The sequence below is a fragment of the Herbaspirillum rhizosphaerae genome, from assembly GCF_046025915.1.
GTDB classification, from domain to species: domain Bacteria; phylum Pseudomonadota; class Gammaproteobacteria; order Burkholderiales; family Burkholderiaceae_D; genus Herbaspirillum; species Herbaspirillum rhizosphaerae_A.
Genome location: NZ_JAQQFR010000009.1, coordinates 216,620 through 243,488 on the forward strand (window position 1 = coordinate 216,620; position 26,869 = coordinate 243,488).

Genomic DNA, 26,869 nt, shown 5'->3' on the forward strand with positions numbered 1-26,869 from the left:
ACATTTTGACTTCGGTCTCTGTTTTACTCTATTTTTGCCCGCAATTCGACTATTGCCGCACTTCGGTCTTCATCAGACGCCTACCTGTGCTGACGCAGGAACCGCTCCGCCTGCATGATCACTGGTTTGTCGATCATCTTGCCGTTCAATGAGATTGCTCCACCGTCACTTTTTGCCACTGCATCCATGACGGCACGCGCCCAGGCCATCTCGTCATCACTCGGCAAGAAGCCTTGGTTGACGACGCCCACTTGTCGGGGATGAATGCACAATTTCGCACCGAAGCCGCTGCGCCGCGCCCGGCTGACGGCAGCGGCCAGAAACGGCACGTCGTCAAAACTCGTCGTCACGCCATCAACGGGCTGGGCAATATTCGCCAGCCTTGATGCGATCACCATCTCAATACGCAGATGCGACAGCTCGCTCTCCTGCGGTTCGCACTGCATGCCAAGATCAACTTGCAGATCGATGGAACCGAACGCCAGCCGCTCAACGTGACCGGCTTGGGCAATCTGACGCATCTGCGCGATGCCGGCTGCAGTTTCGATCAACGGCAGCACACGCGCCTGGCTGCTTGGGCCGGTGAAGTGTTGAGCGATATGTCGAATCGTGTCGCCATCCTCAGCTTTGGGCAGGACGATCCCGGCGATCCTGCCGGCAAGCACCTCGGCGAAACAACGGACGTCATCCGCATGCCATGGCGTGTCAGCCGCATTGATGCGCACCCACAGATTCACTGCTGGCTGCTCTTGTCGAGCGAGCCAGTCCGATAAGGTGTCCCTTGCCTGCGTCTTGAACGAGGGGGCAACCGCGTCCTCCAAATCCACGATCACGGCATCGGCACCACTGTCCAATGCCTTGACGTAGCGATCAGGCCGATTGGCGGGAACAAACAGATAAGAACGGACCGAAGCGGCGGCTGACATCAGATTGCTCCGCGCTCGCGCATCTGGTCGATCTGCTCCAGTGCATAGCCAAGTTTGCCGAGGATGGTATCGGTATGCTGGCCCAGCGCGGGAATAGGATCCATGCGGAAGTCGTACGTATTGTTGACGCCCGGCGGCAGCAGCGCCGGCAGCGTTCCTGCCGGTGAACCTACCTCGGCCCAACGCTCACGCGCCGCCAGTTGCGGATGCTGCCAGAGGTCTTGCATGGTGTTGACATGGGCGTTGGCAATCTGCGCGTCATCGAGACGGGCCACCACCTGCTCCGCCGTCAGCGGTGCAAACATGTCGAGGATCAGTTGCCGCAATTCAGTGCGATTCTCATGACGGCGTGAATTGGTCGAGAAGCGAGCATCCTGCGTCAGGGCTGGATTCTTCAACACGGATTCGCAAAACACTTTCCACTCACGCTCGTTCTGCAGGCCCAGCATCACGACCTTGCCGTCGCCAGCCGTGAATGGGCCGTAAGGATAGATCGTGGCGTGTTCCGCACCGGAACGCACCGGTGCCGATGCGCCCTGATAGGCGTAGTACATCGGAAAACTCATCCACTCCGTGAGCGACTCCAGCATCGACAAATCGATGTGACTGCCTACGCCGTCGCGGCCACGTTTGATCAAGGCTGCCAGAATGTGCGAATAGGCGTACATGCCGGCGGCGATATCGGCAATTGAACAACCTGCTTTCGCCTGTTCGTCTGCCGTTCCGGTCACAGACAGAAAACCGGCTTCGCTCTGAATCAGCAAATCATAGGCCTTTTTGTCGCGATAAGGGCCGTTCTCGCCGTAGCCGGAAATATCGCAGACGATCAGACGCGGATTCTTCTTGTGCAGCACAGCTGCCGACAAGCCCAGCCCTGCAGCCGCGCCGGGGGCAAGATTTTGTACCAGCACATCGGCTTCGGACAACAACTTGTCGATGATGACCTTGCCCTCGTCGTCTTTCAGATTGAGCGTCAGACTTTCTTTAGAGCGGTTGGTCCAGACAAAATGCGATGAGAGACCATTAACGCGTTCGTCGTAGCCGCGTGCAAAATCGCCGACACCGGGACGTTCGACCTTGATCACCCGCGCGCCCATGTCAGCCAGCTGGCGTGTGCAGAACGGTGCGGCAATGGCGTGTTCAAGGCTGACGACGGTAATGCCCTCAAGAGGACGTAAGGATTGCATCATGATTTTTCTCTTGCCTGAAAGTTGATAGAGACGAACACATCATTGCATCAGAACGACCGTGGTAATCCGAGGACGTGCTCGGCTACGTAGGAATAAATCAGATTCGTGGAAATCGGTGCAACCTGATACAGACGCGTTTCTCTGAACTTGCGCTCGACGTCATATTCGCAGGCGAAACCAAAACCGCCGTGTGTTTGCAGACAGACGTTGGCAGCTTCCCACGATGCCTTGGCCGCAAGGAATTTCGCCATGTTGGCCTGCGCGCCGCAGGGTTGATGGGCGTCAAACAATTCGCAGGCCTTGAAGCGCATCAGGTTAGCCGCTTCCAACTCGATATAGCTGTCCGCAATCGGAAACTGCACTCCCTGATTCATACCGATGGGCCGATCAAAGACGATACGTTCCTTGGCATAGTGCGCTGCCTTGTCGATGAACCAGTAGCCGTCACCGATACATTCGGCTGCAATCAGCGTGCGTTCGGCATTGAGACCGTCGAGGATGTATTTGAAGCCTTTTCCTTCTTCGCCGATCAGGTTTTCAACCGGGATTTCCAGATTGTCGAAGAACAGCTCGTTGGTCTCGTGATTGACCATGTTGAGGATCGGTCGTACGGACATACCATTGGCGATGGCATGCTTGAGGTCGACCAAAAAGATCGACATGCCCTCTGATTTCTTCTTCACCTGATCAAGCGGCGTCGTACGCGCCAACAGAATCATCAGGTCAGAATGCTGGATGCGCGAGATCCACACCTTCTGGCCGTTGACGACGTACTTGTCACCCTTTCTGACAGCGGTGGTCTTGATCTTGGTGGTGTCGGTACCGGTTGTCGGCTCGGTCACGCCCATCGATTGCAGACGCAATTCGCCGCTGGCGATCTTGGGCAGATAGAGCTGCTTCTGCTGCTCGGAACCGTGACGCAGCAAAGTACCCATGTTGTACATCTGGCCGTGGCAAGCACCTGAATTGCCGCCGGTGCGGTTGATTTCTTCCATGATCACTGACGCCTCCGTCAGCCCCAGACCTGAGCCGCCGTATTCAGCAGGGATCAGCGCCGCCAGCCAGCCGGCCTTGGTCAGTGCATCGACGAATTCTTCGGGATAGCCGCGGGCTTCATCGACCTTGCGCCAATACTCCGGCGGAAAAGTATTGCAAAGATCGCGCACGGCGTCGCGCAAGTCTTGATAAGCGTCCGACTGATGAGACATGGATGATTCCTCTGTTGATTATTTGTTTATTTGCTTATTTGACTGTTGGAGAAATGGATGACTTGTTCACGCCAGCACGGCCTGCGCCTGCATTGCCAGCTCGCCGCGCAGGTTCTGCGCCCATAGTTCTGCGCTCTTGCCATCGGCTGATAATTTTCCACAAACCTCGAAGGCCTCGGTATCGAACAAGCTACCGACAGCGCGGAAATTGAATTCCATCAAGCGTGCCAACGGCAGGCTCCGTCCCAGCAAGTCGACCAGAAAAGTGGCAATCAACGGCCCGTGCACGATCAGTCCGGGATAGCCCTCAACGCCTGTGACGTAGCTGCGGTCGTAGTGGATGCGGTGACCATTGAAGGTCAGTGCGGAATAACGGAACAGCAGCACCGGATCCGGCTCAATGCGGCGGCGCCAGTCGGCTTCCGTCGGCGCGGCTTTCGGTGCGACCGGGACTGCGCCCGGTTGCGGCATGCCACGATAGACGATGTCGTGTTCTTCGTAGACGGCAAGTTGGCCGTTGTGCGCGATCTCATGCGCGACAGTGACAAAAGCCAGCTCGCCGGTCTTGCCCTTTTTGACATCGACGCTGGCAATGCGCGAGGTCTTGACTGCGGTCGCCCCAATCGGCAGGGGCGCTGCAAAGCGTAGGCGTCCGCCTGCCCACATGCGGCGCGGCAGCGGCACCGGCGGTAAAAATCCGCCACGGCGTGGATGACCGTCATCGCCGACTTCCGATTGGCGGCACACCGTCCAGAAATAAATCCAATGCCATAACGGCGGCAAGGCATCGCCTGTCACCGGTGCTTGCGGATGGTCCAGCGTCGCCGCCAACGCTGCAGCGAAAGCCGGATTGATGGTGTCGCTGTGCGACTCTGTCTTGCCTACCCATTGACGCAATAGCGTCAGGTCGATGTCATGCGTGCTCATATGCGTGGCCCGTCTTTGTCACTCTGTGTTTACTTTCTGTAGGCATCCGTATCCAACCCGCCATGAAGCCGGATGATTCGGGAACGCAACAGAGTCTGAGCGCCGGACGTTGTCAAAACAATCTGTATTTTTTGAAGGGGGGCATCGTCTTTTCTGAAGTCACCTATGTGCAATTGCAGCAATTTTCACACTCACACCAGAGTGGACAAGCCACGCGACGAGTCGCAGTCGCCACACGAAAATCTGCTGCTATAGTGCTCCATGGCAAATTTCTGTTTAGTCAGCAAGAGCCTGCTTTTGAATCAACAACTCCAAGAGAGACCTATGAAGAAAAGACATCTGATATCGCTGATCGCTGTTCTGGCGTGCACCAACTCCGCAGCGTCTTTCGCTCAAACAATACCGGCAGCGCAAGCCGACAACGCCTTGTTGCAAGCGGCACAAAAACGCAAGGATCCGTTGATCAAGGATCTGACTACGCTGGTCAATATCGATTCCGGTACTGACGATGCCAAAGGTCTCGGACAAGTGGAAGCCGTGCTGGCACAACGCCTGAAAGAAGTTGGCGCCAGCGTCGAGATTGTCGCAGCACCGCCGGCTGCCGGCAAAATGGTAATCGGCAAATTGCAAGGCAGCGGCACCAGGAACATCATGCTGATGATTCACTTCGACACGGTGTTCGGCATTGGTGAAGCCGCCAAACGCCCCTTCAAGATCGTCGGCAACAAGGCTTATGGTCCCGGCGTAGCCGATGCCAAAGGTGGCGCACTGTTAATTATCTATGCGCTCGACATCGCACGTGAACGCGGATTCAAGGACTACAAGACACTCACTGTGTTATTCAATCCTGACGAAGAAAAAAGCTCGCTTGGTTCACGTGACATGATCACCAAGTTGTCGGCAGATCAGGATTACGTACTGGTGTTTGAGCCGCCGGAGGCTGACGTTGTAACGGTCGCCACCAACGGCATCGCCTACGTCCACCTGGACGTGAAGGGCCGCGCCTCGCACGCAGGCTCCGCGCCGGAAGCAGGCCGCAATGCGGCAGTAGAGCTATCCAATCAGATCATCCAGTTGAAGGATCTGGGCAGCCCCGCCAAAGGCACCACGGTCAACTGGACCGTGATTCAGGCCGGCGACCGCGTCAATATCATTCCTGAAAAGGCCAGCGCCACCGCCGACATGCGCATGTCTGACGTCGCCGAGATTCAGCGTGTGCAAGCCGATGCCGACAAAATTATCCAAAAGAAGCTGATTCCGGAAACCGACGTCAAGGTTAAAGTTGAAAACCGCCGTCCTCCATTCAGCAAGAATGCTGAAAGCGATCGCCTCGCGGCAACCGCAGACAGCATCTACAAAGAACTCGGCAAGTCGATCACGCCGGTCTCGATGCGTTACGGCACCGATGCCGGTTTCGCCTATCATCCTGAAACCGGAAAGCCTGTAGTCCTTGACGGTATGGGCATCGTCGGCGACCGCATCCACTCTTCCGATGAATGGGCCGATCTGGACAGTATTGTGCCGCGTCTGTATCTCACGGTACGCATGATGGAAGCGATGGGAAAAGGCAAGTAAGCGTCAGCTCAGGCCAAACCAAAGCGGGCTGCCAATAGCCCGCTTTCCTTGCGTCAACTTACTCTTACACTCTTACTTATTGGCGCATCACTGAGAGCATGTTGCCGCCGTCATGCAGAATGCCGATAGAAACCACAGGAAGAATTAAACAGGCGAAAATAGCAGCACAAGCAACAAGGGCACAATTGTGTTGTCGTTGCCGACGGCACATGACCGCAGTCACTGACCTTGCCATTTTAGGCGTAATATAAGTCTAGACAAAACAGACCGGCCCCATCAAACCGGCGACCATTTCAGAGAGACTCCGACATCATGCTATTCGACCTGACCGACCTGCGCCTGTTCATTCTGATTGCCGAACTCAACAGCCTCACGCGTAGCGCCGAGCGCATGAACATGTCATTGGCGGCGACCAGCAACCGCATCAAGGAGCTGGAAACGCGCTTCGGCATGCGCCTGCTTTATCGCGAGAGCAAAGGCGTACAACTGACACCCGCCGGCCAGACCTTTCTGAGCCATGCGCAACAATTCATGCAACAGGTCGAACGCCTCAAAGGCGACATGCAGCAATACAACAATGGCATCAAGGGCTATATCCGTATTTTCGCGAACACCACAGCAGTGACCGAGTTCATGCCGGAGATCCTCGGTAAATTTCTCACACTGCATCCTCAAGTCAACGTCGCGCTGGAAGAACGGCTGAATCACGACATCATGCGCGGCATTCAGGAAGGCACAGCCGACATCGGCATCGTCGCCGGCCCGGTGCAGGGAGAGGGATTGGAGATACTGAATTTCTCTACCGATCGACTGGTCCTTGCGACAGCGCTGGAGCATCCACTCGCAGGTGCCGGCAAGGTCGCCTTCGCGGAAACACTGGAGTACGAACACGTCGGTCTGCACGAAGGCAGCACGCTGCATCACTTCCTCAACCGCATCGTGTCGGAAAGCGGACAGCGCCTCAAATTGCGGATTCAAGTACGCAGTTTTGAAGCCATGTGCCGTATGGTGGAGACGAATGTCGGTATCGGTATCGTGCCGCATTCAGCCGCACTGCGCCACAAACAAACCATGCAACTGAGCCTGACAGAATTGACCGACCCGTGGAGCGTGCGCGAGCGCAGCATGGTGGTTCAGAATCTGGACGCCCTGCCCTTGTATGCACGTGATCTGGTGGAATTCATCAAGCAGCAGACGGCGCAAGTGCCGCCGGTGCCGGTAGAGAAAGAAGCTGCCTGATTTAACAATGATGCACTTTGCGATGCGCTTAACCGTGGGTCATCATCCACAGCGCAATGGCGATTAAAGCGCCGCAAAACAACATCCGCAAACGTCGTTCCGGCAAATGATGAGCCAGCGCCACGCCCCAGGAAATACTCAACATACCGCCTAGTGCCAGCGGAATACCGACGCTCCAGTCCACATGTCCCGCGCTGGCATACGTCCATAGCGCCACCAGAGTGCCAGGTGCGACCATCGCCAGACCCAAGCCTTGGGCTGCAGTCTGTGTCAGACCGAACAACCCTACCAAACCTGGTACGGCCACAATGGCCCCGCCGACACTGAAAAAACCAGCCGATGCTCCCGCCGCAATACCCATCAGAAAAATATATTTCTTCGGCAGGCGCGCACGCGGAATCATTTCCTTCTGCTTTCGCATCAAAGTCCACAAGTAGTACACCGCGAGTACCACCATGAACATCGCAAACGCGAGATGCAGTGAACGCGCATCAATAGACGTTGCGAATCGCGCCGCGAAATACGTCATGAACACCGCCGGAATCGCCATCTGCAATGTCGAGCTCAGCACAATATTGTTGCGCTGCTTGTAGCGCCAAAAACCGATTACCACGTTCGGCACAATCATCACCAGTGCCGTGCCCTGCGCGAGCTGCTGATCCATACCATATAAAAATCCGAGAATGGGAATCGCAATCAAGCCGCCGCCTATGCCGAATAAACCGCCTAAGGCACCCAGCACACCCCCGAGTAAGAAGTTAACAATGACCGTGAAATACAAGGAATGCATCATAGGTGTAAAGTACGCACTTGCTGGACAAGTCCCGTCGAAAGACCGAGAAGACTTGCCGAACTGGCGAACCAAAAAGGAGATAGGCGTGAATAATGGAAGTGGCGGCGTTCTGGTTGTTGTACTTGAAGCTGGCGTTGTCATCATTATCGCGCTGGCGATTTACCTGATCCGCAAAAAATAAAACGGATCGTAACCGCGCCCTCCCCAAGCTGTCGGCCAGTTTATCAGCCAGACCTCGCCGTCACAAGCGAAGCACACGATCTGCTCAGAAGCGTCGGATGAAAATTTTTAATCCGGCGAAAGCACGTATCGAAGCATGAATGTGACAACCCAACACTAAGGACTCAAGAATCATGGATCTCGGACTACAAGGAAAAATCGCCCTCGTCTGCGGCGCAAGCAAAGGTCTCGGCTATGCCAGTGCCGAACATCTGGCGCGTGAAGGCGCACATGTCGTCATCGTCGCACGTGGCCAGGAAGCGCTGGATCAAGCCGCCGCCAAACTGCGCGCACTCGGCAACATCAAGGTGATCGCCGTCGCCACTGACATCGCGACACCGGAAGGCCGTGCAAAAGCGCTCGCCGCCGTCGACGAAATCGCTGGTAAAAAAGGCCACGGCCCCGACATCCTAGTGAACAATGCCGGCGGCCCTCCGCTGGGCGACTTCCGCGATTGGGATCGCGAGATCTGGCTCAAGGCCATTGACGCCAACATGCTCACGCCGGTCGAACTGATCAAAGCCACTGTCGATCAAATGATCGCGCGCGGCTGGGGCCGCATCGTCAACATCACCAGCAGCTCGGTCAAAGCGCCTCGCTACGACCTCGGCCTGTCCAACGGTGCCCGCTCGGGGCTGACTGGCTTCGTCGCCGGCGTCTCGCGCCATATCGCCAAGAGCGGCGTGACCATCAACAACCTGCTGCCTGGCAGTTTCGAAACCGACCGTCTGCGCAGCAGCTTCGTCGGCTCCGCCAAACTGACAGGCGAAACACCGGAAGAAGTCCGCGTGCAACGCATGGCCGAAACACCAGCTGGCCGCTTCGGCGACCCGGACGAATTCGGTGCCACTTGCGCATTTCTGTGCAGCAAACACGCAGGCTATATCAATGGTCAGAACGTACTCATGGATGGCGGCGCTTACCCAGGTATTTTCTAAACTGGCATTTTCCAAAAACCAAAACGGTAGCAGCCGGGCAACTCATGTATAATGCGCGGCTTGCGCAGGAAGGTTGGCAGAGCGGTTGAATGCACCAGTCTTGAAAACTGGCGAGGGCGTAAGCCCTTCGTGAGTTCGAATCTCACACCTTCCGCCACAGAGCTCCAAGTCGTTGATTTCATGTATTATCAAGGACTTTTTACAACGAGCTGGTACAAATGAGTAGTACAAGGAAGCAGTCTGAGGCCTCGACCAAAGGGGTCAAGTTGCCTTCAAATCTTCAAAAAATAAAAAGCGGTTACCGATTCCGCAAAAGCATTCCTGCCGACGTCCGGCACATTATCAAACAGACAGAATTTATACGGGCACTCGGTAAAGATTACCGACAAGCAGTGCTCGAATGCGCAAAACTGGAAGCCGAAGTAGCCCAGATGATTGAGGCCGCTCGCAAAAAACTAGAGGTAGGAAGTACAAGCGAGCAGTTTTTGAAAAACGGGAAGCACAAAGTGCTTCCTGGGGACTCGCCGAATCTCAGTGGCCACGCTGCTGCGCTATTTTTGTCCGGACTGGACGCAGACCTCAATAAACGACGCACCGGTCAATTGGATGAAGCAGAATTCGCTGACCTATCACAGACCTTCGATTCCATGCTCCAAAAAGCCAATTTTGCCATCGCATCAGGCAACGTCTCGGCTTATCCTCAAGTCATACATCAGTTGTTATATCTACAGGGCTACGACGTTCAAGCCACTGCAGAGCAATGGCAAACGATTGCTTATGATTTCGTGCTAGCTGCGAAACCAGGAATCGAAGCATTGGTACAACGGCAGGCCGGCAACCTCCTTCAGCCAGACATATCCGAATTCTCTGAAAAAGACCCTGGGCCGGCTTGGTTACTCGATATCAGTACCCGTAGAAAGCCTGTCGCCACTGCTGAATCTTCTCCCGCGACACTATCCAGTGTTGTACCGCACTACGAAAAACATCTGGCTAATTATGGTCGTAAGACGCAAACAACGAGACTATCCTGGTGGCAGGGCTTAACAGACTTTTGCAAAGACGCGGCTTTGTCTGAGGTGACATCAAACGATATCTACAATTTCTTTGAAAGTCGTTTGGACGCCTCAGAAAAAGGCTGGAGTATGAAATACTGCAATCAAGTTCGCAGGGAATTTAAAGTGGTTTTTTTTCTGGCGAAGACAAAGAATCTCTGTACAAATAATCCTGCAGCGGACGTTCTCGCCATGCCGAAAATTCCCGATATAGATGAGAATAATCGGAAGAAGCCTCGGTTCCCCTTCACAATCGGGCAGCTAAATAATCTCTACGCATCAGAATGGTACAACCCTGATTCTGAAAGCTTCAAAGGAAAAATGAAATGGGATTTATCCGCTAGGTATTGGATACCCCTCATCTGTCTTTATCACGGCCTGCGCGTGAGAGAAGCGACTCAAATTCGAGTCTCGGATATAGTTCCTGGCGAGCATCCGTTACTTCGCATTCAAACTGAAGAAGGCAGCAAAAAGGACGGCGACTCAGAATCGGCTCTACCTGTCCGTCGCGTAAAAAACGAAGCCTCAAAACGAGATGTGCCGATTCATCCTGTCTTACTTGAGCTTGGCTTTATGGGCATGGTAAGCGAAGCCAAGTCTCGAGGCGCCACCTCTCCATGTTTTCCTTCTGCCCTTCCAGACCGAGACAGCAAACATCCCATATGGGGACGCGCATACGAGCAGAGTTTTCTTCGCTATGTGCGAGATAAATTGAATTTCGGAAACGGCTATGGCAACCACAGTTTCAGACACACGCTTGAAGATTGCTTGCGAAATATTCAACTGGATGACGTCTGGCCCGCAGGTTTAGGTCAGTTCTACTCAGGCCGAGCGTTACCCGGCGATAGAGATATGGATTTGTTCAGAGTAGTAGGTAGCGAACGGCATTACGGAACAGGCTACATCGCCACCCGCGTCGTTCAATACGTGGCAAGAATTCAATACGATGGCCTCAAGCTTCCCAAGCCTTATAAAGAATGGCTCGATGGAAAACCATCTGTCGCGGGCAATCTCATAGTGATTCTGAATAGAGATTGGGGCAGTGAATGGAAATGAGATTTTAATAAAGAGCAACCAAGTGGCCAGCCACCCTATTCAAATTTATGGATGTCGTGGCTGAACACGCAAAATGCACTGGCAATGAACTTGTAGCATCGCGGCCTCCCCTGCCGCGGTGTCGTTTCCTTCTCTACCAAACTTTCATCAACACCCTTCCTCTCGCAATGGCCACTCCGCCCTTGCTAAGCCGCTAAGCTGCCTGGCTCTAATGGATAAAAAGCAAAATGTTACCCAAAAACAACGATTGATATAACGTTAAAAACGCGTTCTGCCAAGTGTGAAAATATTTTCGTTGTGCGGCTCTGAATCTCGTTGTTATCGTAGTTCACCGCGCACTACTGCGAATAAATTAAGTCAGTGGAGTGCATCGAAATCAACTTGGAGCTTTCATGAAAAAACATCCCGAATGGTTAGCAAAAGTACAGACCATCAACAGTACGGCCGCGACTCGAAGAGCCACATTGAAATTAGCCAAAGCGAAAACCACCCACGAGCTAGCTACGGCCGAGCGGTCGTTGGTTGCAGTTGCATTGACTCAATTAGCAAGGCAATTGGCGGAGGAAATTTATGCGCCGGTAGGTGGCAAGCCCATTCGCCGTGCGAGTTGCCGTTGACCCTACCTAAGGACATCTAGAGCGCTTGCGTTCATGACTTCCGCTCCGACTTACTGCGGCAATCCGTTTGAAACTAACTTCAACCGTCTATGGCAATTGCACCTTGAAACACCAAGGACCGCATTTGCATGCGGTCCTTGGCGCAAACCATACTTAGCAGGTCGGGCGCTGAGCCGTGATAGTCCGGACTATCACAGGATGGTTTGGAGTAATTACGTGCGGCCGACCTCCCACACGTGACGGCGTTATGTCCTCGAGTTGAGTTGCCGTCACTCCAGTATATGCACTAACGCATTAGATGATTGTAGAAAACCACCGCGCAAGAAAAATTTCTTAAGCGCCCTAGTTGATTTGAATGGAGCGTCTCATCGCTGACGCCAGAGATACAGAATCTTTGATGCCAAAACCGCTTTAACTTTACAAGGGAATTTCACAATATATGCATACAAAAAAACGCCCCCTCCGTGTCATCAAAGGTGGATTAGAGGCCGACAAGAAACGCGAATACAAGCGCCTTCACCCAGCCGTCCAAATTCGTCATGCTTACGCTACCCCAAATGTGGAGGCTGAGGAGGTGCGCGTGTTGAACAGTTTGCGCTTGGTAGGTGGAACTGAGGTAAAAGGGCCTGGACGGAAAACCTTCGATATCCCGGTAGGGGATGCTATCAATCTGGTGGGGGCGAGCTGCGAGACGCGTCGGCGGCGCGCGGTTAACGCAATTTTCTCCTTCGAGGTTAGTCAAGGCGTGACGGTCCTCTCCTTAATTGAGGAATTCAGATTCAACATGACCGCGCCGGCCAACCGTCAGCAAGAGCTGGACTATATGCTGCGCAATGGAACGATTTTCGACATGCTTCTCAGTATGGGTATTTCAATCATCACCGCAGGCGAAGAGCAAGGCTTAGATGTGTCGGCCTATGCGACAGTGTTTAAGCCTGCCCGGTTGCTTCGTTATCTGCCTAAATTGAAAGAATACGGCGATATTCTGCCAGGTTTGGCTTTGGCTTAAATAAACGGTCGACAACGCGGCGACCGGTAGTTGTCAAACGAAAAGTGGGGTTGCCAAACGCCGATAGATAAGAAAAGACCGGGCATCGAGCCGTCTTTCTTTTCTGATACGTCAGGAAGTTGAATAAGCTAAATGGGTTCATAGAAGGCTGGTCGAAATGGCCAGCCTTTCCCACTCAAATGTGCGAGTTATCGAACCCATATGTATTGCCACCAACGTCTATCTGTCCGCCCTGCACCATTGGAAGCCCTGTCGCCGGATTTACCAGCGGGCCAGAATCGGCACTCATCTCAGGTAGAGAACTCTCCGCGAAACCTTGAAACACCTCTTCCGAGTGATACTCCGCTTTGGACGAAAGATATTCCGCAATCCTTGCTTTATCTTGTCGTTGGCGCTCCTCTTCCTGGATGACTCTGAATCTCATCGGGGAGTAGACCTCATCAACGGTGGCATCTAAATCCAGAAGAATTGGCCTGGATGCATTAACCACGAACTTACCGTCTACGATTTTGACTGCCCCTTCCTGCAATATTCCACCTCGCTCCAGGCCTTGAATAAAGTTGGCGAGTTCTTTCAACTTCACGTCAAACACATCCGGCTCTCCAACCACCACGATATCCGCTCGATGGCGCCCGCCGCCCAGAAACTGGGGCATGGTGTTGGCCCAAACGGTTTTAACTCCGCCTAACAAGCCGTACTGCTTCCGTTTCATCGTGAATGTCAGAGCATGGACCGCTTCCGCCGAAAAGCTCCTCTTGGCCATCTTTTTCAAATGCTTAATCGCATTCGCACGTCCAGTAGTGATTGTCGGCGTATTGCCTTGGTAATATGCCCATCGGCATGCGACAAGCTCGTTATAAAAAGCCTTTTCAATCCACGGAGGGCCAATGATGACGATATTGGATAACCGTGATGGTGATATGCGAATAGAAGCCAACATCCGCTCTAGTTGGGTGAGGGGGGCTTCCGACGAACGATAAGCTTTGATTTTTTCTAGGTTCATTTTTTGAATATGCGTGCCAAAGAGGAGCAATGGAATTAACTGCCCAGTGGAAAAATTATTTGGTAAATAGTTCGTTTATCTTCAACTGAGTCCAACAAGCTTCAACCTTTTCGCTAACCGTTTTCTCAAGCTCCTTCAGCCGCGCATTGCTCTCTGCAGCGAGCTCATAAGCTTGCGTCAAGGCGCACAGCGAAACTTCCAAGATTTCTCTATCCACCGATTCGTCTTGAGCTACCTTGTCGAATAGAACACATTGAAGTCCAGCCATGTCCCACGCAAGCGCGGCATTGCGTTCCAGCGATTGATACGCTCCTGACACATGAAAGTCCGATTTAATAAACGTGGGCTTGCTTGCCAGGGGTTGTGGCTCCCCCGATATTTGGAGGCGCGCCTCATACAATTTTCTTTTGTAATCCAACGAAAGCGATTCCATCGCCTTTTCATTTCCCAGAATCTTATTAATCTTAGATTTGAGCTCAGAGAATGCGCATTCTCTAGCCTTCTTTTCTTCCCAATATTCTTCGGCTGCCAACTCAACGTACGATGTAATGCTATCCAGATGCCGTCCTGCGTCACCCGTAAACGGGTCAGCAGCTATGTCTTGAATTTTTTGCAGCATCAAGGGCTTGTACCATTTCGCACAAACAGAATAAGGAGCGGTTAGCGCCTCAATCAATGCTTCGGCTCTACCTTTTCTCACGTAGAAGAATGAGCTTTCGTCACTTAACGCCTCCTCCCTGCAGGCCCTTTTGAGTTCCTCACGGCGTGCCGTGAATAGCTGATTGAACGCGGAGATATCTTTTTCACCTTGGGTTGTTTCGTTTGTCATCATCTGTCGCCCGATTTTTAATTGATTCATTCGTCGACTCCTTCACAACTGAATTTTCGTCCAAGGTCTCTTGAGCTCCTTCTGACTCACTTGCGCGCTCATTTGAAGGCTTGGCTTGCGTCATTGTGAACTGCAGAAACTCTCTAATCTGGGCATCATTCCTTGCGACTCGCTCAATCCGCGCCATGACCTGCCCAAACCATTTAGGGCGGTCTTGTGGCTTCATGCCGGTCAAATCTTCCGCCGTGATTTGATGCTTCTCTAAAAAGATGCCTGGATTACGCCATTTATCCGCCCCCCGAAAAATGGCCTCATCCGGTTTGCCGGGGCACACCTTACGGTTAATGATGAATGCCTGGCCAGCGACCTTATCTGGCTCTGGTGGTAAAACGGTTTCAATTTCTCCGTTCCTGATGGTTTCTGGCCAATCTCTCGCGTACGGGACCATTACTCCGATGAATTTGCACTTGCTCTCATCGCGCCACCATTCTCGATGCGCACTTATCGGCGTCGCGACATCCCTGATTTCATACGTTCTCTGAACTTCATAATCTGCGTCTGAATAAAGCGTGATATTGGCAAGCATTGTGCCGCCCAAGAACAGTCCATTCAGGACACTCAGTACATCTAGCATTCATCTCACTCCATATTTTGCCGTTTTGGCAATATGAAAATTATCTAAACAACATGCGTTTTCACGCTATAGCGGGAAGACTAAAGAGTACCACGGGGCAAATATTTCTCCTACTACAGCGGGAGAAATCAATGACTCAATTGCAAGCAGAAGAAGTGGCAGCGGCCGCAGGGAAAGTGCTCAGGCGACTGCGAAAGGAGATGGATTTAACGCAAGAGAAATTGAGTTTTAAGGCAACAATCCAGCGGAATTTCGTATCCGAGATTGAATTGGGGCTGAAACAGCCATCACTGTTTACGATATTCAAGATTGCTCAGGCGCTTGACGTAACGCCACATCAGTTCGTATTGCTGGTCCAGGAACAGCTGGAGGAAAAGTAAAGGGGGGGGGGGCGCATCGCGACGTCGCAATTCTGTCACCACCGCTACCGGCCATCGGAGTTGTCTAATCATCCTCTTCATCGAGGTAGCGGCTAGTCCGGCGCTCGTGTGCCATCGAATAGCGCGCATCTTTAAGCAAGCTGTCGTAAAGCTCATAAGCTGGCTCTACACGGCTAAGCGTGCTTAGAACCTCTAAGCAGTGCTTCTCGAGCTTGACGTCTTGAGGAAATGGCTCGCCAGGCGTGCCGTGACGAACACCAGTATTCGTGGCGGCTACGATTGAAGACCTAACTGCATCAAGTGCCTCGTCGTCAATCAGCTCAGCTGCATTGAGCAGTTTTCGAATGAACTCTGGAAACTCATATACAAAGGAATTCTGGCTTTCACGCAGTATCAGGCCAACCACTAAAGCGCGCTCACGGTCACCAGCTGCCATCCAAGTCAGCAATGCATTCAGCATTACCTCATCGTAGCTCCCCCACATGCCGGCCACTACCTCTCCAATACGGGGCAAGCTGCCGTCTTGCGTAGTATTCTTCAAACCCCAGTCTAGGAACTCAACCAAGTGCCGTAATCCATTCTCGCTCTCGTTAAATCCGATTCCATCTTCAGCTCCGCCATATTCCTTATGAAGTGGAGTGAAGCGCCAAGTACCATGGCGTTCACACTCAACCATGCGAGCACGAATAAATTGCATCACGGCTGTAGAGTCTTCTTTGACGGATGAACTCAAGAAGGCTTTCACCCAATGGTCGTCCAGTTCCTTAAGACTCACAAGCTTTTCCAACAAACGTGTCCGCATGCTGCTAACTATCTCCTGCGGAATTGTTTGTCCACCCGCGACCCACATCAGACAATCGTGGGTGACGCGCGTCGACACCGTGAAATCGACCTTACAAATCAATTCGACTGCCAAGCCTGGATTCGTTGAAGCGACTTGTTGCACCAAGAATGTCGCTGGCAACAAAACGGATTCATCATCGGACGACATGATTCGTTCGAAAAGCGCGACTTCATCCGGTCGATACGGACCTTTCGGCACGTAACTCGCATAGGCCTCCGCCAGCTGCGACAATTCCTTTGATGAATCTTTGGACCTTTGAACATATTTACTGACCGTGCCGGGAGCACCTGAGGCAATGACGATACTCAGTGCGCGCCCAACGTGCAAAGCCAGATGTTCCGCTTTGCCTTCGAAGTTTCGAGCAACAATCTCCTCTGCAAAGGCTGGAGAAGCTTCCAATAGATATCCAACAAAGATATATGGACTTCCATATCCTCTAGCGATGGCGCTCATCTCATCCAGGCAAGAATTCACCACTTCGAATAGTGCGGATGGGGCTTGATAGGCCTTCACGATTTCCGCGACCAATGTCTGACGCTCCTCTTCATAACCTGACCTGGTGAGTGAATCGCCGATATCCCATGTCTCCATGCCCCAACCATCGATGAGGGCGCGCGTCAGCCGAGTCGTCAAATCGCGATGAAGAAGTTCCAGAATTGGTTTTGCGAGGACTGACGTTTCAGGCCTTCCATGGAATGCATGCCAGCGGAGCGACTGCGCCAACCTTACAAGCACTACCGGTGGTATGTACGTCTCGTTCACTAACGTGCTTATTGCTGCCAGATTTTTTCCATGCTCGGCCGCCCACTCATCAACCGATGAATCACCAGGTATCGCTCCACTCAGACCGTTCTGCCAGGTCTGCGCTGCCAAAAATGCTCGCCTGTCTCGCCCCAGTTTTAGGAAATCCAGAAGAGCATTCGTGACGTCATCTCTCAACTGCTGCACATTCTTCAACGCAACTCGATAACGGCTGATGGTGAAGGTCGATTTTGAGTATGAGGTAGATTGAAACTCTGTTTCCAGTGGCCCTATCAACATCTCGAACGGGGTATACAGGGATGTCACTGAGGCGGGGCGCTCCAGAAGCTTCAACGCAAAAGCAACCACTTTACGTACATGCTCTACCGGCTTATGTAGCTGGTACTTAGCCATCTCCTTCAGAATCCGGACCGCATGACCAGGTTCTTGATTGAGCTGCCGATTGTCATTCTTACCCGCTTTCCAAAGTAGCGTGCACCCCTCTTCAATGTAGTCGTAGTTGTAGGAAGCGTTACGAATTATATTGCACACATGAGTGTCATTGCCGTGCCCTTCATTTACAAGCCTGCGTGCAAAGTTCAAGGCCAAGCGAGGCTGATAGTAGGCCATCGCCTCCACCGCCTGAACGTGCCGATTTACATAGTCACCATGCCAGCGAAGATGCGGCTCAATGCTACGTAGCGCATCGCTATCGTCAGTCGCCCCTTCCCGCAGCCGCCAATCCAATCGCCCAAGATTGACGAGCATATTCTTCAAATGGTCTTTATTTGCAAGCTCAAATATCGCCGCAAAGCTTCCGTTTACCGTTCCATCCTCTTTCAGATAGCTCCACCGAATAAACTCATCCGCGAGCAGGTCGGGCGCCAATCGCGTGCGGATACCTCGCTTGAACAGAACGCCTGACTGTCCCAACAGAAGCATCAGACGTGCAATCTCTGCGTCCGATACTCCGTAGACCGTCGTGAGTATTGTGACCAAATTCGGGTCATCAGGAATCACTGGCTGCAGTAAAGCTGTGACGCTGAGCACAGCTTTTAGCTTTTCTTCCTCGTGCTTAGACACCAATTTCGCTGTTATTTCGTCTCGCAGCTTCAACAGCACATATCGACGAAACTCTTCACTTTTTCCAAGCAACTGCAAAGATATTGCATCTCGTGCGACCAACTGAGCGGCTAGAACTGTTGCCAACGGTGTTGTGTATGTTGCCTCGGCAATTTCGGCAGCAGCCTCTAACGCTGCTCCGCACTCCCTCAATATTGACTCGGCCAACAATCTAGCCTGCTCCTTTGACTGCAACGTCATCTGAACAAGCGCTACCGACGGCCCCGAAAGCGCCACATCGGCCGCTTGGCTAACCAGAGTGGAAACACCATAAGGACGAAGCGAAAACAGCAGCCGAGTTCGATTTCCCGGGTCAGCGGCATGGCGGAGCAATACGCCCAAATCCTCTCTATCATGGGCATCATCAATGACCAGGATAGTAGCTACGCCTTTTCTATCGCGCAGACCATCCAAATGATGAGCTTTCACTTCCTCTGTCGGGGAGATGAATCGAACATGGAGCCCTCCTTCGCTACCAAGCAGCCGAGAAATCTCCCGAAGAACACGTGTCTTTCCTGCCCCCGGGTTCCCAATCAGACAAGTGAGTAGGACTTTTTCATTTCGTGCTGCGACGACCACCTGTTCAATCTCACTTTCCCGACCGACCAGAGCCCAAGCGTGGTTAAAGAACCTGTCTTGAACCAAGAATTGAATGAAAAATCGCTCCTCGTCCTGAATCGGCCCTGGCTCCTCAATGCCTAACAGGTTCAATCGTTGGCCATGGAAAAATCGGTCGACTAAGTCTAGTCGGTCGTAAAGTGGCAGCTCGTGGAGCTTGCGAGTAATGTCGTCGCGGTCCCAGATTTGCCAGTCTGCGTGCATCGCCACCGCATCTCGCGCGTTGGGGCTGGCTACACTCGACAATAGGAGCACCTTCAGGTCGGCTTCATATGTCTGTTTCGCAACTGCGCTATGAACTTTTTGCGGCCCAAATTCCACAACCCTTTTACATTGGAATGTGTGCGTCCCAAATGGCCCCTTAGCTACGATATCTATGCCGTGTTGAGTGTGCCCTGTTGCGCCGTATCGATGAACATGCCCTCCCAAGGGCTGATAGAGACGGTCCAAGAGAGAGGTGCAAAAAATCTCAAAGGTATCTGGCGTCAATGCAGCCAAGGGGAGAGGTTTATCGTAAGAAGTCGCCAATTCGCTCTTCGCTTGGAGAGGTGCGTCTTTATAGTCGGCAGCTGCGAAAAGCTCCCCCTCCTGCGCCTTGACCAGCTTCTCCAGTCGGAGAATCTCTTTAGATATAGGTCTGCCTAACCCTTTTTCCCACCGACTGACCGTCTGCTGAGTTACGCCCAAGGCCTCAGCCAACTCCCGTTGCTTCGCGAAGCCCGCCGCATTCCGGCGTTTTGCCAATAGCTCGCCAAATGCTTGATATGGGATGTTGCCTGTTTTAGACACGGATGCACCTCATTTCTTACACACATTAAAATGAGTATAAGAAATAACTCACAAAATTCAAGACTCAAGTTGAAATAACCATAGCATGACAGTGGTTATTGACCATCTAGATATTGACGGGTAAACAGCACGTAGCCAACCGACTAAGGTCACCCGTCTTCAGAAAGAAAATGGCGAGATTTTACTGGAGCTCTTGGACATCCAAGTCGATGCATTTAAGGGTTATCGCTTGGTACTGAAGGGCGTTGAGCATCGGCTGACATCTCAAGGAGCTACCGAATATGCCCAAGCCATAGGAAATGAGGTTGGAGGGCCAAGTCAACTAGATGAAGTTCCAAAATCGCCCTCCCTGGCTGCTTTCAGTTCAATATAAAAACCGCCCTCAAGTAGGCTTAGGGTCGCAAAGAATTCTTCGAGGAGCGATTTCTCTTCCATCGTTGCCACAGGCAGCCAGGGTAATTCATTTTCACCTTCGACAAAAGAGAGACCCGAATATCACCTCGACTCACCCAGACACTCTTCACTCGAAAGCCGAAGAGGCACAATCATTTTGATATCTACAACGACTACGACTACTAAGGAACACCGCAATCGCTTATCAGCGTTGACGCTCAGGCACTTCGGGAATTTTGAAAACCAGCGAATAGAATTTCCAAAACCAGTGAATGGAATTTTCAAACTGCGCGATTGGTATTTTTAAACCCAGTACAAAGTCTGAAGATAGCCAGCCGCGAATACCAGGTGGTACCGGCGAAATTCAAAAGGAAAAAAAATAATTTCTGCCGAAGTCCGAGTTGAATAGTCCGGGTGCCATAAGGGGAATTTGGAAATTTAGACACCATCCTTTCAAAATCATCATCTACGAATCGAACTATATGTTAACTCCACCACTGAGTTCTTATAGTAAAGATGACCAAGAAAATCCAAGTAACTCCCCAACTTGTCAAGTACCAAAAGAAGGTTAAAAACACAGCAGCCGACCTTGCTGCAGCTGCCATGGGAATGACAGTTAGCCCCGGCCAGCTAATGGCTGGCTTTGTAGAACTCGAGAACGTAGCCGAAAGAATTCAAAAAGCGATTGATGCAAGCGACGCTATTTTCAATTTCGATGGCCGGCCATTGAAATCGGACGTAAGCAAAGCCAGACTTACCCAAGCGGTGAGAGTTAACGGCGAGGTATTCCTTCCAATTGTAGGAGAAGACTTTCGTGTGGTCCCCAACGCTTGCCTAAGGTCTGCAATTTTTACAACTGGTCGCGGCGTCCAGTTGAGTAACGCCCATTTGTTAAGCGGCAAGCTTGAACAGACTAACGATTTCGCCGACGTTGTCTCTTTTGACTACATTGACGCGCAGCTAAAGGGCTACAATCTCTGCCAGTATGACCGCAAGGTATGGGGGACCTGTGTCGAGTTCTATCGCGACAAGCCACTTACCAAGGAAGGCGCATCGGAGCAAACGGAGACCAATTTCTATGGTTTCGCCAAGAAGATGGGGGAACTGTATGGAAAATCGACTCATAGAGCTATTCTCGCCAGCCTAATTCGACTCGATGCCGTACAGTTCCGAATCAGATATAAGGGTTGGAACCTTCGAGGCCAAAAAATTCTTAACGCTAGTTTTCAGGATGGAAGTGAACACGGGAGACAACGGGGTAGTGACCTGATTCGCTTCCAAGTCCTAGACGGAGTGGCAGAATTGTGCGGCCCGCAAGGTTGGACAGCCTTGCACAAAGATATTCTGACCTATGACGGTCTGATGGCATGGATTGCCGGTTTTTATGCCAGCCATAGTCGATGCTGTTGGCTTCCATTTGAATATCTGCAAAAAATGACTGGCTACCCAGGAACATCAAAAAACTTCAAACAAGCCTTCGTTGCTGCAGTAGAGAAGCTGACAAGTGCATCCGTGGACCCAAGTCATCGGATTCGAGAGTACGATATTTCTGCAGACTGGAAGAAGATAGTAGTCGCGCGCAAAAATTGGAAAATCCCCAGAGCAGTCGATAACGGAGCCGACGAAGAAGATACTATCGCCCCCCGTCAGATTTCCAAACCTTGATACCGGATATGTCGATAACTAAGGCGATACTTTCCTCACCGGGATGTCCGGCATAACCAAGGAACCGATATGAGCGCAATCACTTACACCCTCGAAAACGCACCTAGCAAGACCGGTGAAAAATCTGGCGGCGGTCGCAGCAACAATCCGCCGAAGAACAAGTAATGATGCGCCCGTGACTACTTGAATTTGGCTCTGTAGTCGCGGGCGTAGTCCCGCCAGAAGGGATAGCGTGACCGACCCCAAGAAGCAAAATCCGCATACTCATACGGAAAGTTTGGCCACGGATAAGCCTCCTGAGCTTGGCTAACCGTCATCTCCCCCGGTAAACGTGCGACCAAAAGATGATAGAAATGACCGAGGAAATTGACCTGCTGCGCATAGCCCAAACGCATTTGAAATTCCGGATGCTCAGCATTACCCCAAAGCCCCGCCGCCACGCAGTCCAGCCATTCTTTGCGAGGCTGGTGCGTTCCGCTGCTCCATCTCTTCAGCCGCAATTCGTCCATTTCCACCTCCTTTAGGGCTTTATGGTCAAGGAATGCTCGTTGTGTGCTGACACCAGATTCCCGTTTGGTCCATTCGAATAGCATTCCGAACGGATTCTTAGCCTGGAGGCCTACAGTTGGCCATACATCCAGCATACAGCTTGGGTCATCCCGACCGGCAGCTGCCTCGTACTCGGATTCGTAAATGACCATTACAGCGAGAAAGACCTCCATGGCTACACTCGCACGCAACAAAAGCAAAGTTCCAAAATCCGTGACTCGTTCAAGAGCATCACGAATACCTTCCCAAAGAAATGGCGCAAAGAATTTATTTTTCAGTATCTCTTGAGCTGCGTCTGCAAATCGTCGCTTGTGCATAAGAGCAAGCGCGGCCCGAGATTCTCTTTCTATCTTCAGGAGAAATTCTTGAGTCGCTCCCAATGCCCGTCCTGGAGGATTGAATCCGGCGACCATAGCCTCATACATCCCCATACTTTCATGACTGGACTCGCCTCTTTCTTCATTCTCAATCGCGCGCTCCAATTCCTCAGAGAATTTCTTCCTCAACTCTTCAGGGGCCTTACTTACATCCATAATTTCCGCGATAAGACTACGCATTCGGTCTGGAGATACTTTATCTTCTGGCTTAATTGCATCTAACCGCTTTAGAAGCGACTCCTTCCCCATTAATTTAAAGGTTCTACTTATTGAATGGCCAGCGATGTCTAAATAGGTATGAGGATGAAAGAGAAAAAACTCAGTGAGTCGAATTTTCGTGGGATTGCCGTTAAAGGGATTGATGAACTTGAGTGCCATGTTTGTTGAAAGCGATTCAGTCTTGACGTTTCTAGGATTCTACCTAACTCATCTTATCTCCATTAGAACGTACTCTGGCACCATTACGAGAGAAACCGGGCATCGAAATGCGATGCCCGGCATTGTGAATATATTCCTGATTCCATTTCTCCTTTTTCGCTATCCAACCCGCCAAGGTTAGAGTTCGTCTCGTCCGCCGCCAAGCGGGCGAGACGGCACATCACTGAAACAGGCCGCCAAGCCTAACCACATACTTTCGCAAAACGCTTCAACCTTTCGGGACATGGCGCCAACCATGCCGCCGCTTTCGCAGCTCCCCAAGTGCTTCGGTCGTATCGCACATTGAGTCGAACCCTATTCAGTTAATCTCCCCCTCTCGCCATCGTCCCGTACGGAGCCATCCGATACGGTACGGCGAGAGGTTCCCACGTTAGTTACCAGCTACTGCGCAACGTAGCGCCACCATCTCCACACTCCCCTAGTCTTCCGACTTCCCTTAGGTTTCCCTGGCTCGATGTTCCATAGCGGCTCAGGTACTCAGATTGTGCTTCATCGATTACGAACCATGGCTTCATGCCTATGGCTCTACGTTGCTCCGCACAGCACCCATCGAGGGGCGCCGTTACACGCTTAAGCTATCCAGAGGCCCATGGTTTCCCAAGGTGCCAACTGCGCCAGGTTTCCCCTTGCAGCCCTCGTACATCGCTGTACGCTCATCAGCCTACGTGTGCGGTACGGGTTATGCCCTTGCGGCACATCCCCCGAATCGGTCTTTCACCGATTTTCACCAAATAACAGGTCACCAGGCCATTGCCTGCCTGGAGCCGTTTCCGTGTCGCCCAACCTCGCCTTGGCAATATGCCGGCGGATTGGGTCGAAGAAGGGAATTACACCCTTCAGCGCCCATCGCAGCCGCACCAGCCCTATTAGAGGCATGCAGCTACAGCGTTTGCTTGGCATCAGGTTGGCGACCTGATGCCTGTCGGGGTGGCGCCCCGGCATGTCCTTTCGGACAGTATGTGTGTTTACAGTTGGCGGTCTGTCCGAAGGCCCCTGGTAGCTACGAGAGAGAGCCTTGGGGCAGACCGCCGTGCATGCGAGCGCCTCAGCTTTCGCTGCGGTTCAGGACCTGCACAAAATGATTGTCTTACTTTGTATAGTTAAAAGAAGGTGATTGGCATTGAAAACTCCTGAAACGGTTTCTTTCGAATCGGTCGCAAGTCGCGCCCATCCTACTCAAGATACTTTATTCCGCACGCTGAAACCCCAATATAATAAGTTTCCAAAAAGCACTTATTAAAATAACAAAATGAGAAAACATCCGTCTTTATCTTGTGCTGCGCTCGCCGCTCTCACGCTCGTCACTGGCTGTGCAGTAAAAAACCCATACATATCCCCGACCTCGGGGGATACCGCAAGAATTCGGGTGGTGAACCACAGTGCTGGAACAGCGCTCCTTTATGCCAGCACAACATGTAAGGTCGACTCCGCCCCAGTGCTTGCGGGATTCAGCTCGTTTCTCAAGTCTGATATCAGTAGAGCAGATATGTATGGTTCACAGCCGAACGACGGAAATAAAAACGTCGTGGAGCGAGTAATCGAAGCCGGCAAAGAAATGCAAATATTTACGGCGTATCAAGGAGCCGGGGTTCAATGTTACGTCGAGGTTGCCTTCAATCCCAAAAAAGATGAGCAATACGAAATGACCTACATCGCGAATGGTCAGATGTGTCGAGTTGCCATCGACAGATTAACGGAGACTGATGGAAAAATAGTACGAGAAAAAGTTGAAGACGTGCGCCGCTTAAAGAAGGGCGAGTGTAGATAAGTACCGACCATCGGTAGTGCGCCGAAAGAAAGCCCTGAGTGAACAGAATACAAAGGGGGCGGGTCACCCGCAACCTCTCGTTAGCTAGTCTTTCGACCGGTTCCGAGCACCAGCGGTTTCCCGATGCCTCTATCCCGAATTCATCGGTCGAATCCGTTGCCCGACAAGGTGAAGACTCCTACCACCGACCACGCCCTTATCTAAATGCTCTTGTAACAGCCCACTTAAATTGTAGCTCGAGAAATGATGCTTAGGGCATCAAACAGATGACTACATAATTGCCAGAATGATTCCAGTGAGGATGGCAACTTGTTAGTACCGATTCCGGTATGACTTGCGGACGTAGGTCCACCAAGCAGTCCCCCCGAGAAATGTCGACATAGGTTTTGGCTTCTCTGTATTGGCGAGTACGTTGAATAGCTTAAGTACCCTCTCTTTGCTGAACGCTCCTGGACTATCACCGCTATAACAAAGTAGTTTTTTCGTTTACACCATTCGCAAAAAAAGGCGACTCTTTGTGAGAGTCGCCTCAGGTGGTGCCCTGGAAGGGCTTGAAGCACCCACACAACATGGGTGTCATGAAACTGGAGAATTATTTACTTAGCAGCGAAAGAGTTACCTTCGGGAGCGGGAGTTCGGGGCTGTAGCGTCGCTGCACGGCCAAGGGATACACTCAGAGCCGCAAGCAGCAAGGCTACGCCAAGACCTATAAAGGTGGTCGAAGGGTCCGAATTGATGGTGTGGAGGACACCGATGAGGAATGGCCCCATGATGCCCCCCAAACGATTCACGCCCACTGCGATGCCCATACCAGTGCCGCGCACTTCCGTCGGATAGGACATTACCTGGAAGTTATTTAGTACGGCCTGCGCACCAAACACAAAGAATCCTGCTGCTGCGACGAAGAAAATCATCATATAACGCTCGGAGAACATCGCCAAGAATGCCATTGCGACGGCTGCGGCGGCGTACCATACGACCATGGCCTTGATGCGACTATGCACTTTATCCGCGAACCAACCGCTGGACATCCCTCCGAACAACGACGCAACCATAATCAAAGAGCCATAGGCGAATGCCGAAGACACTGCCTCCCCGCGTTGAATCACCATCGACGGTAACCATCCGGTCAGCCCATGAATACAAAACAGGCTCAGGAAACCAGATACCCAGTTAATTAAAGTAGCACGCCTGTATTTTTGAGACAGCAACACCTTTATCGAACCACGCTTTTCCGCGGCTTTGGCATTGATGAAACCAGCATCGCGGTAAATCTGTGTCCGGTCCGGACGCAATTTACACAGCAGCTTTCGGATTTTCTCCTCCTCGCCTCTCAGCGCGAGGAATTGAATCGATTCTGGCAGTCGAAGCCACCCGTAGATAGCGACCAACAGAGAGGCGCTACCCACAATGTAAATGGATTGCCATCCAAAGTGTTGCCCCAAGGTGATACCTACTATGCCTGCGGAGATACCACCGAGCGAGAAGCCAACTTGGAACGTCCAAATAGTAAAAGTGTTGGACTGCTTTTTGGGCGCCCACTCATTGATGTAGGTAATTACCAGCGGCGTAATCATACCAAGGGCAGTACCCAATGCCATACGGCTGAAGGCGAATGACCATGGCGAAGTTACTACCAGGGCCAATATCACATTGCATATCGTGAGCAGAAATAAGGCTGCCACCAAAACCTTTCGTCGTCCAAACTTGTCAGCTAGTAAGCCCTGCAACACCGAGCCCAACGAAAGGCCGACGATTCCGCTGGAGAGCATGATACCTACCATAGTAGGGTCTGGCTTCCACGTTTTCGCGACGAGGGGAATCACGTATGCGGCATTGAATAAATCATAGCCATCGAACAGCATGACGAAACCGATAAGGATTCCGAAAGTCCAGTGAAATCGGCCGATGGGAGCCCCGCCGACTTCGTCGAGCGGGTTGAGCATTGTTTTCATTTATGTCTCCATATG

21 protein-coding genes and 1 tRNA gene are annotated in these 26,869 nt (G+C 52.0%); 11 read left to right on the forward strand and 11 right to left on the reverse strand.

The window, feature by feature from the left end:
* Nucleotides 1–80 precede the first annotated feature (80 nt).
* The 4 genes from PQR63_RS15270 to PQR63_RS15285 form a co-directional block, all read right to left on the reverse strand.
* Nucleotides 81–926, reverse strand: a complete 846-nt coding sequence (locus PQR63_RS15270; protein WP_408168852.1) for an HpcH/HpaI aldolase/citrate lyase family protein — start codon at nt 924–926, stop codon at nt 81–83.
* Nucleotides 926–2,116 (reverse strand): CaiB/BaiF CoA transferase family protein, encoded by a 1,191-nt coding sequence (locus PQR63_RS15275; RefSeq protein ID WP_408168853.1) that lies wholly within the window; start codon nt 2,114–2,116, stop codon nt 926–928. Before PQR63_RS15275 ends, PQR63_RS15270 begins: the two co-directional genes overlap by 1 nt.
* A gap of 47 nt (nt 2,117–2,163) precedes the next feature.
* Nucleotides 2,164–3,324, reverse strand: coding sequence for an acyl-CoA dehydrogenase family protein (locus tag PQR63_RS15280; RefSeq protein ID WP_408168854.1), 1,161 nt, complete (start codon nt 3,322–3,324; stop codon nt 2,164–2,166).
* A 66-nt stretch (nt 3,325–3,390) separates the two neighbouring features.
* Complete coding sequence (locus tag PQR63_RS15285; RefSeq protein WP_408168855.1) at nt 3,391–4,251, reverse strand: HTD2 family dehydratase; 861 nt, start codon at nt 4,249–4,251, stop codon at nt 3,391–3,393.
* A gap of 324 nt (nt 4,252–4,575) precedes the next feature.
* Here PQR63_RS15285 and PQR63_RS15290 point away from each other — a divergent pair, with 324 nt between their 5' ends.
* Together PQR63_RS15290 and PQR63_RS15295 are read left to right on the forward strand one after the other, a co-directional pair.
* Nucleotides 4,576–5,826: a glutamate carboxypeptidase gene (locus PQR63_RS15290; protein WP_408168856.1), complete on the forward strand. Its 1,251-nt coding sequence runs from the start codon at nt 4,576–4,578 to the stop codon at nt 5,824–5,826.
* 312 nt (nt 5,827–6,138) lie between these two features.
* Nucleotides 6,139–7,065 carry a LysR family transcriptional regulator gene (locus PQR63_RS15295; protein ID WP_094564080.1) on the forward strand — a complete coding sequence of 309 codons (927 nt, stop codon included), beginning with the start codon at nt 6,139–6,141 and terminating at the stop codon, nt 7,063–7,065.
* Nucleotides 7,066–7,093: 28 nt separating this feature from the next.
* On the opposite strand, the gene PQR63_RS15300 is transcribed toward PQR63_RS15295, so the two are convergent.
* A complete protein-coding gene (locus PQR63_RS15300) occupies nt 7,094–7,858 on the reverse strand; it encodes a sulfite exporter TauE/SafE family protein (RefSeq protein ID WP_408168857.1) in 765 nt (254 codons plus the stop codon).
* On the opposite strand from PQR63_RS15300, the gene PQR63_RS15305 reads away from it, so the two are divergent.
* The 6 genes from PQR63_RS15305 (at nt 7,830) to PQR63_RS15330 (ending at nt 12,749) form a co-directional block, all read left to right on the forward strand.
* On the forward strand, nt 7,830–8,039 hold the full coding sequence (locus tag PQR63_RS15305; RefSeq protein ID WP_408168895.1) for a hypothetical protein: 210 nt from the start codon (nt 7,830–7,832) through the stop codon (nt 8,037–8,039). The two genes, PQR63_RS15300 and PQR63_RS15305, sit on opposite strands and share 29 nt — an antisense overlap.
* A gap of 172 nt (nt 8,040–8,211) precedes the next feature.
* Entirely contained in the window at nt 8,212–9,015 is an 804-nt protein-coding gene (locus PQR63_RS15310) for an SDR family oxidoreductase (protein WP_408168858.1), read from the forward strand.
* 67 nt (nt 9,016–9,082) lie between these two features.
* Nucleotides 9,083–9,172 (forward strand) — tRNA-Ser (locus tag PQR63_RS15315).
* A 61-nt stretch (nt 9,173–9,233) separates the two neighbouring features.
* Nucleotides 9,234–11,123 (forward strand): DUF6538 domain-containing protein, encoded by a 1,890-nt coding sequence (locus PQR63_RS15320; protein ID WP_408168859.1) that lies wholly within the window; start codon nt 9,234–9,236, stop codon nt 11,121–11,123.
* 392 nt (nt 11,124–11,515) lie between these two features.
* A complete protein-coding gene (locus PQR63_RS15325) occupies nt 11,516–11,740 on the forward strand; it encodes a hypothetical protein (RefSeq protein ID WP_408168860.1) in 225 nt (74 codons plus the stop codon).
* 439 nt (nt 11,741–12,179) lie between these two features.
* The gene (locus tag PQR63_RS15330; protein ID WP_408168861.1) at nt 12,180–12,749 is read left to right on the forward strand and encodes a hypothetical protein; all 570 of its coding nucleotides are present in this window, start codon (nt 12,180–12,182) and stop codon (nt 12,747–12,749) included.
* Nucleotides 12,750–12,924: 175 nt separating this feature from the next.
* On the opposite strand, the gene PQR63_RS15335 is transcribed toward PQR63_RS15330, so the two are convergent.
* The 3 genes from PQR63_RS15335 to PQR63_RS15345 are packed head-to-tail and all read right to left on the reverse strand — an operon-like array spanning nt 12,925 to nt 15,215.
* On the reverse strand, nt 12,925–13,752 hold the full coding sequence (locus PQR63_RS15335; protein ID WP_408168862.1) for a hypothetical protein: 828 nt from the start codon (nt 13,750–13,752) through the stop codon (nt 12,925–12,927).
* A 55-nt stretch (nt 13,753–13,807) separates the two neighbouring features.
* Nucleotides 13,808–14,611, reverse strand: a complete 804-nt coding sequence (locus PQR63_RS15340) for a hypothetical protein (RefSeq protein ID WP_408168863.1) — start codon at nt 14,609–14,611, stop codon at nt 13,808–13,810.
* On the reverse strand, nt 14,556–15,215 hold the full coding sequence (locus PQR63_RS15345; protein ID WP_408168864.1) for a hypothetical protein: 660 nt from the start codon (nt 15,213–15,215) through the stop codon (nt 14,556–14,558). The genes PQR63_RS15340 and PQR63_RS15345 overlap by 56 nt, the downstream gene beginning before the upstream one ends.
* Nucleotides 15,216–15,346: 131 nt before the next feature.
* Between PQR63_RS15345 and PQR63_RS15350 the strand changes: the two genes are divergently transcribed.
* Nucleotides 15,347–15,595, forward strand: a complete 249-nt coding sequence (locus PQR63_RS15350) for a helix-turn-helix domain-containing protein (protein WP_094566321.1) — start codon at nt 15,347–15,349, stop codon at nt 15,593–15,595.
* Between the two features lie 64 nt (nt 15,596–15,659).
* Here the strand turns inward: PQR63_RS15350 and PQR63_RS15355 are convergent, their stop codons facing one another.
* Nucleotides 15,660–19,709: a helix-turn-helix domain-containing protein gene (locus tag PQR63_RS15355; RefSeq protein ID WP_408168865.1), complete on the reverse strand. Its 4,050-nt coding sequence runs from the start codon at nt 19,707–19,709 to the stop codon at nt 15,660–15,662.
* Between the two features lie 909 nt (nt 19,710–20,618).
* Between PQR63_RS15355 and PQR63_RS15360 the strand changes: the two genes are divergently transcribed.
* Complete coding sequence (locus PQR63_RS15360) at nt 20,619–21,767, forward strand: hypothetical protein (protein ID WP_408168866.1); 1,149 nt, start codon at nt 20,619–20,621, stop codon at nt 21,765–21,767.
* 179 nt (nt 21,768–21,946) lie between these two features.
* Here PQR63_RS15360 and PQR63_RS15365 read toward each other — a convergent pair whose 3' ends face one another.
* Entirely contained in the window at nt 21,947–23,071 is a 1,125-nt protein-coding gene (locus PQR63_RS15365) for a hypothetical protein (protein WP_408168867.1), read from the reverse strand.
* Between the two features lie 1,309 nt (nt 23,072–24,380).
* Between PQR63_RS15365 and PQR63_RS15370 the strand changes: the two genes are divergently transcribed.
* A complete protein-coding gene (locus PQR63_RS15370; protein WP_408168868.1) occupies nt 24,381–24,899 on the forward strand; it encodes a hypothetical protein in 519 nt (172 codons plus the stop codon).
* A gap of 596 nt (nt 24,900–25,495) precedes the next feature.
* On the opposite strand, the gene PQR63_RS15375 is transcribed toward PQR63_RS15370, so the two are convergent.
* Nucleotides 25,496–26,854, reverse strand: a complete 1,359-nt coding sequence (locus PQR63_RS15375; RefSeq protein WP_408168869.1) for an MFS transporter — start codon at nt 26,852–26,854, stop codon at nt 25,496–25,498.
* Nucleotides 26,855–26,869: the final 15 nt, after the last annotated feature.

Bases quoted from the DNA above. Each gene is read 5' to 3' on its own strand.
- PQR63_RS15270 (WP_408168852.1), bottom strand. From the start codon at position 926: ATGTCAGCCGCCGCTTCGGTCCGTTCTTATCTGTTTGTTCCCGCCAAT.
- PQR63_RS15275 (WP_408168853.1), bottom strand. From the start codon at position 2,116: ATGATGCAATCCTTACGTCCTCTTGAGGGCATTACCGTCGTCAGCCTT.
- PQR63_RS15280 (WP_408168854.1), bottom strand. From the start codon at position 3,324: ATGTCTCATCAGTCGGACGCTTATCAAGACTTGCGCGACGCCGTGCGC.
- PQR63_RS15285 (WP_408168855.1), bottom strand. From the start codon at position 4,251: ATGAGCACGCATGACATCGACCTGACGCTATTGCGTCAATGGGTAGGC.
- PQR63_RS15290 (WP_408168856.1), top strand. From the start codon at position 4,576: ATGAAGAAAAGACATCTGATATCGCTGATCGCTGTTCTGGCGTGCACC.
- PQR63_RS15295 (WP_094564080.1), top strand. From the start codon at position 6,139: ATGCTATTCGACCTGACCGACCTGCGCCTGTTCATTCTGATTGCCGAA.
- PQR63_RS15305 (WP_408168895.1), top strand. From the start codon at position 7,830: ATGACCGTGAAATACAAGGAATGCATCATAGGTGTAAAGTACGCACTT.
- PQR63_RS15300 (WP_408168857.1), bottom strand. From the start codon at position 7,858: ATGATGCATTCCTTGTATTTCACGGTCATTGTTAACTTCTTACTCGGG.
- PQR63_RS15310 (WP_408168858.1), top strand. From the start codon at position 8,212: ATGGATCTCGGACTACAAGGAAAAATCGCCCTCGTCTGCGGCGCAAGC.
- PQR63_RS15320 (WP_408168859.1), top strand. From the start codon at position 9,234: ATGAGTAGTACAAGGAAGCAGTCTGAGGCCTCGACCAAAGGGGTCAAG.
- PQR63_RS15325 (WP_408168860.1), top strand. From the start codon at position 11,516: ATGAAAAAACATCCCGAATGGTTAGCAAAAGTACAGACCATCAACAGT.
- PQR63_RS15330 (WP_408168861.1), top strand. From the start codon at position 12,180: ATGCATACAAAAAAACGCCCCCTCCGTGTCATCAAAGGTGGATTAGAG.
- PQR63_RS15335 (WP_408168862.1), bottom strand. From the start codon at position 13,752: ATGAACCTAGAAAAAATCAAAGCTTATCGTTCGTCGGAAGCCCCCCTC.
- PQR63_RS15340 (WP_408168863.1), bottom strand. From the start codon at position 14,611: ATGAATCAATTAAAAATCGGGCGACAGATGATGACAAACGAAACAACC.
- PQR63_RS15345 (WP_408168864.1), bottom strand. From the start codon at position 15,215: ATGCTAGATGTACTGAGTGTCCTGAATGGACTGTTCTTGGGCGGCACA.
- PQR63_RS15350 (WP_094566321.1), top strand. From the start codon at position 15,347: ATGACTCAATTGCAAGCAGAAGAAGTGGCAGCGGCCGCAGGGAAAGTG.
- PQR63_RS15360 (WP_408168866.1), top strand. From the start codon at position 20,619: ATGACCAAGAAAATCCAAGTAACTCCCCAACTTGTCAAGTACCAAAAG.
- PQR63_RS15365 (WP_408168867.1), bottom strand. From the start codon at position 23,071: ATGGCACTCAAGTTCATCAATCCCTTTAACGGCAATCCCACGAAAATT.
- PQR63_RS15370 (WP_408168868.1), top strand. From the start codon at position 24,381: ATGAGAAAACATCCGTCTTTATCTTGTGCTGCGCTCGCCGCTCTCACG.
- PQR63_RS15375 (WP_408168869.1), bottom strand. From the start codon at position 26,854: ATGAAAACAATGCTCAACCCGCTCGACGAAGTCGGCGGGGCTCCCATC.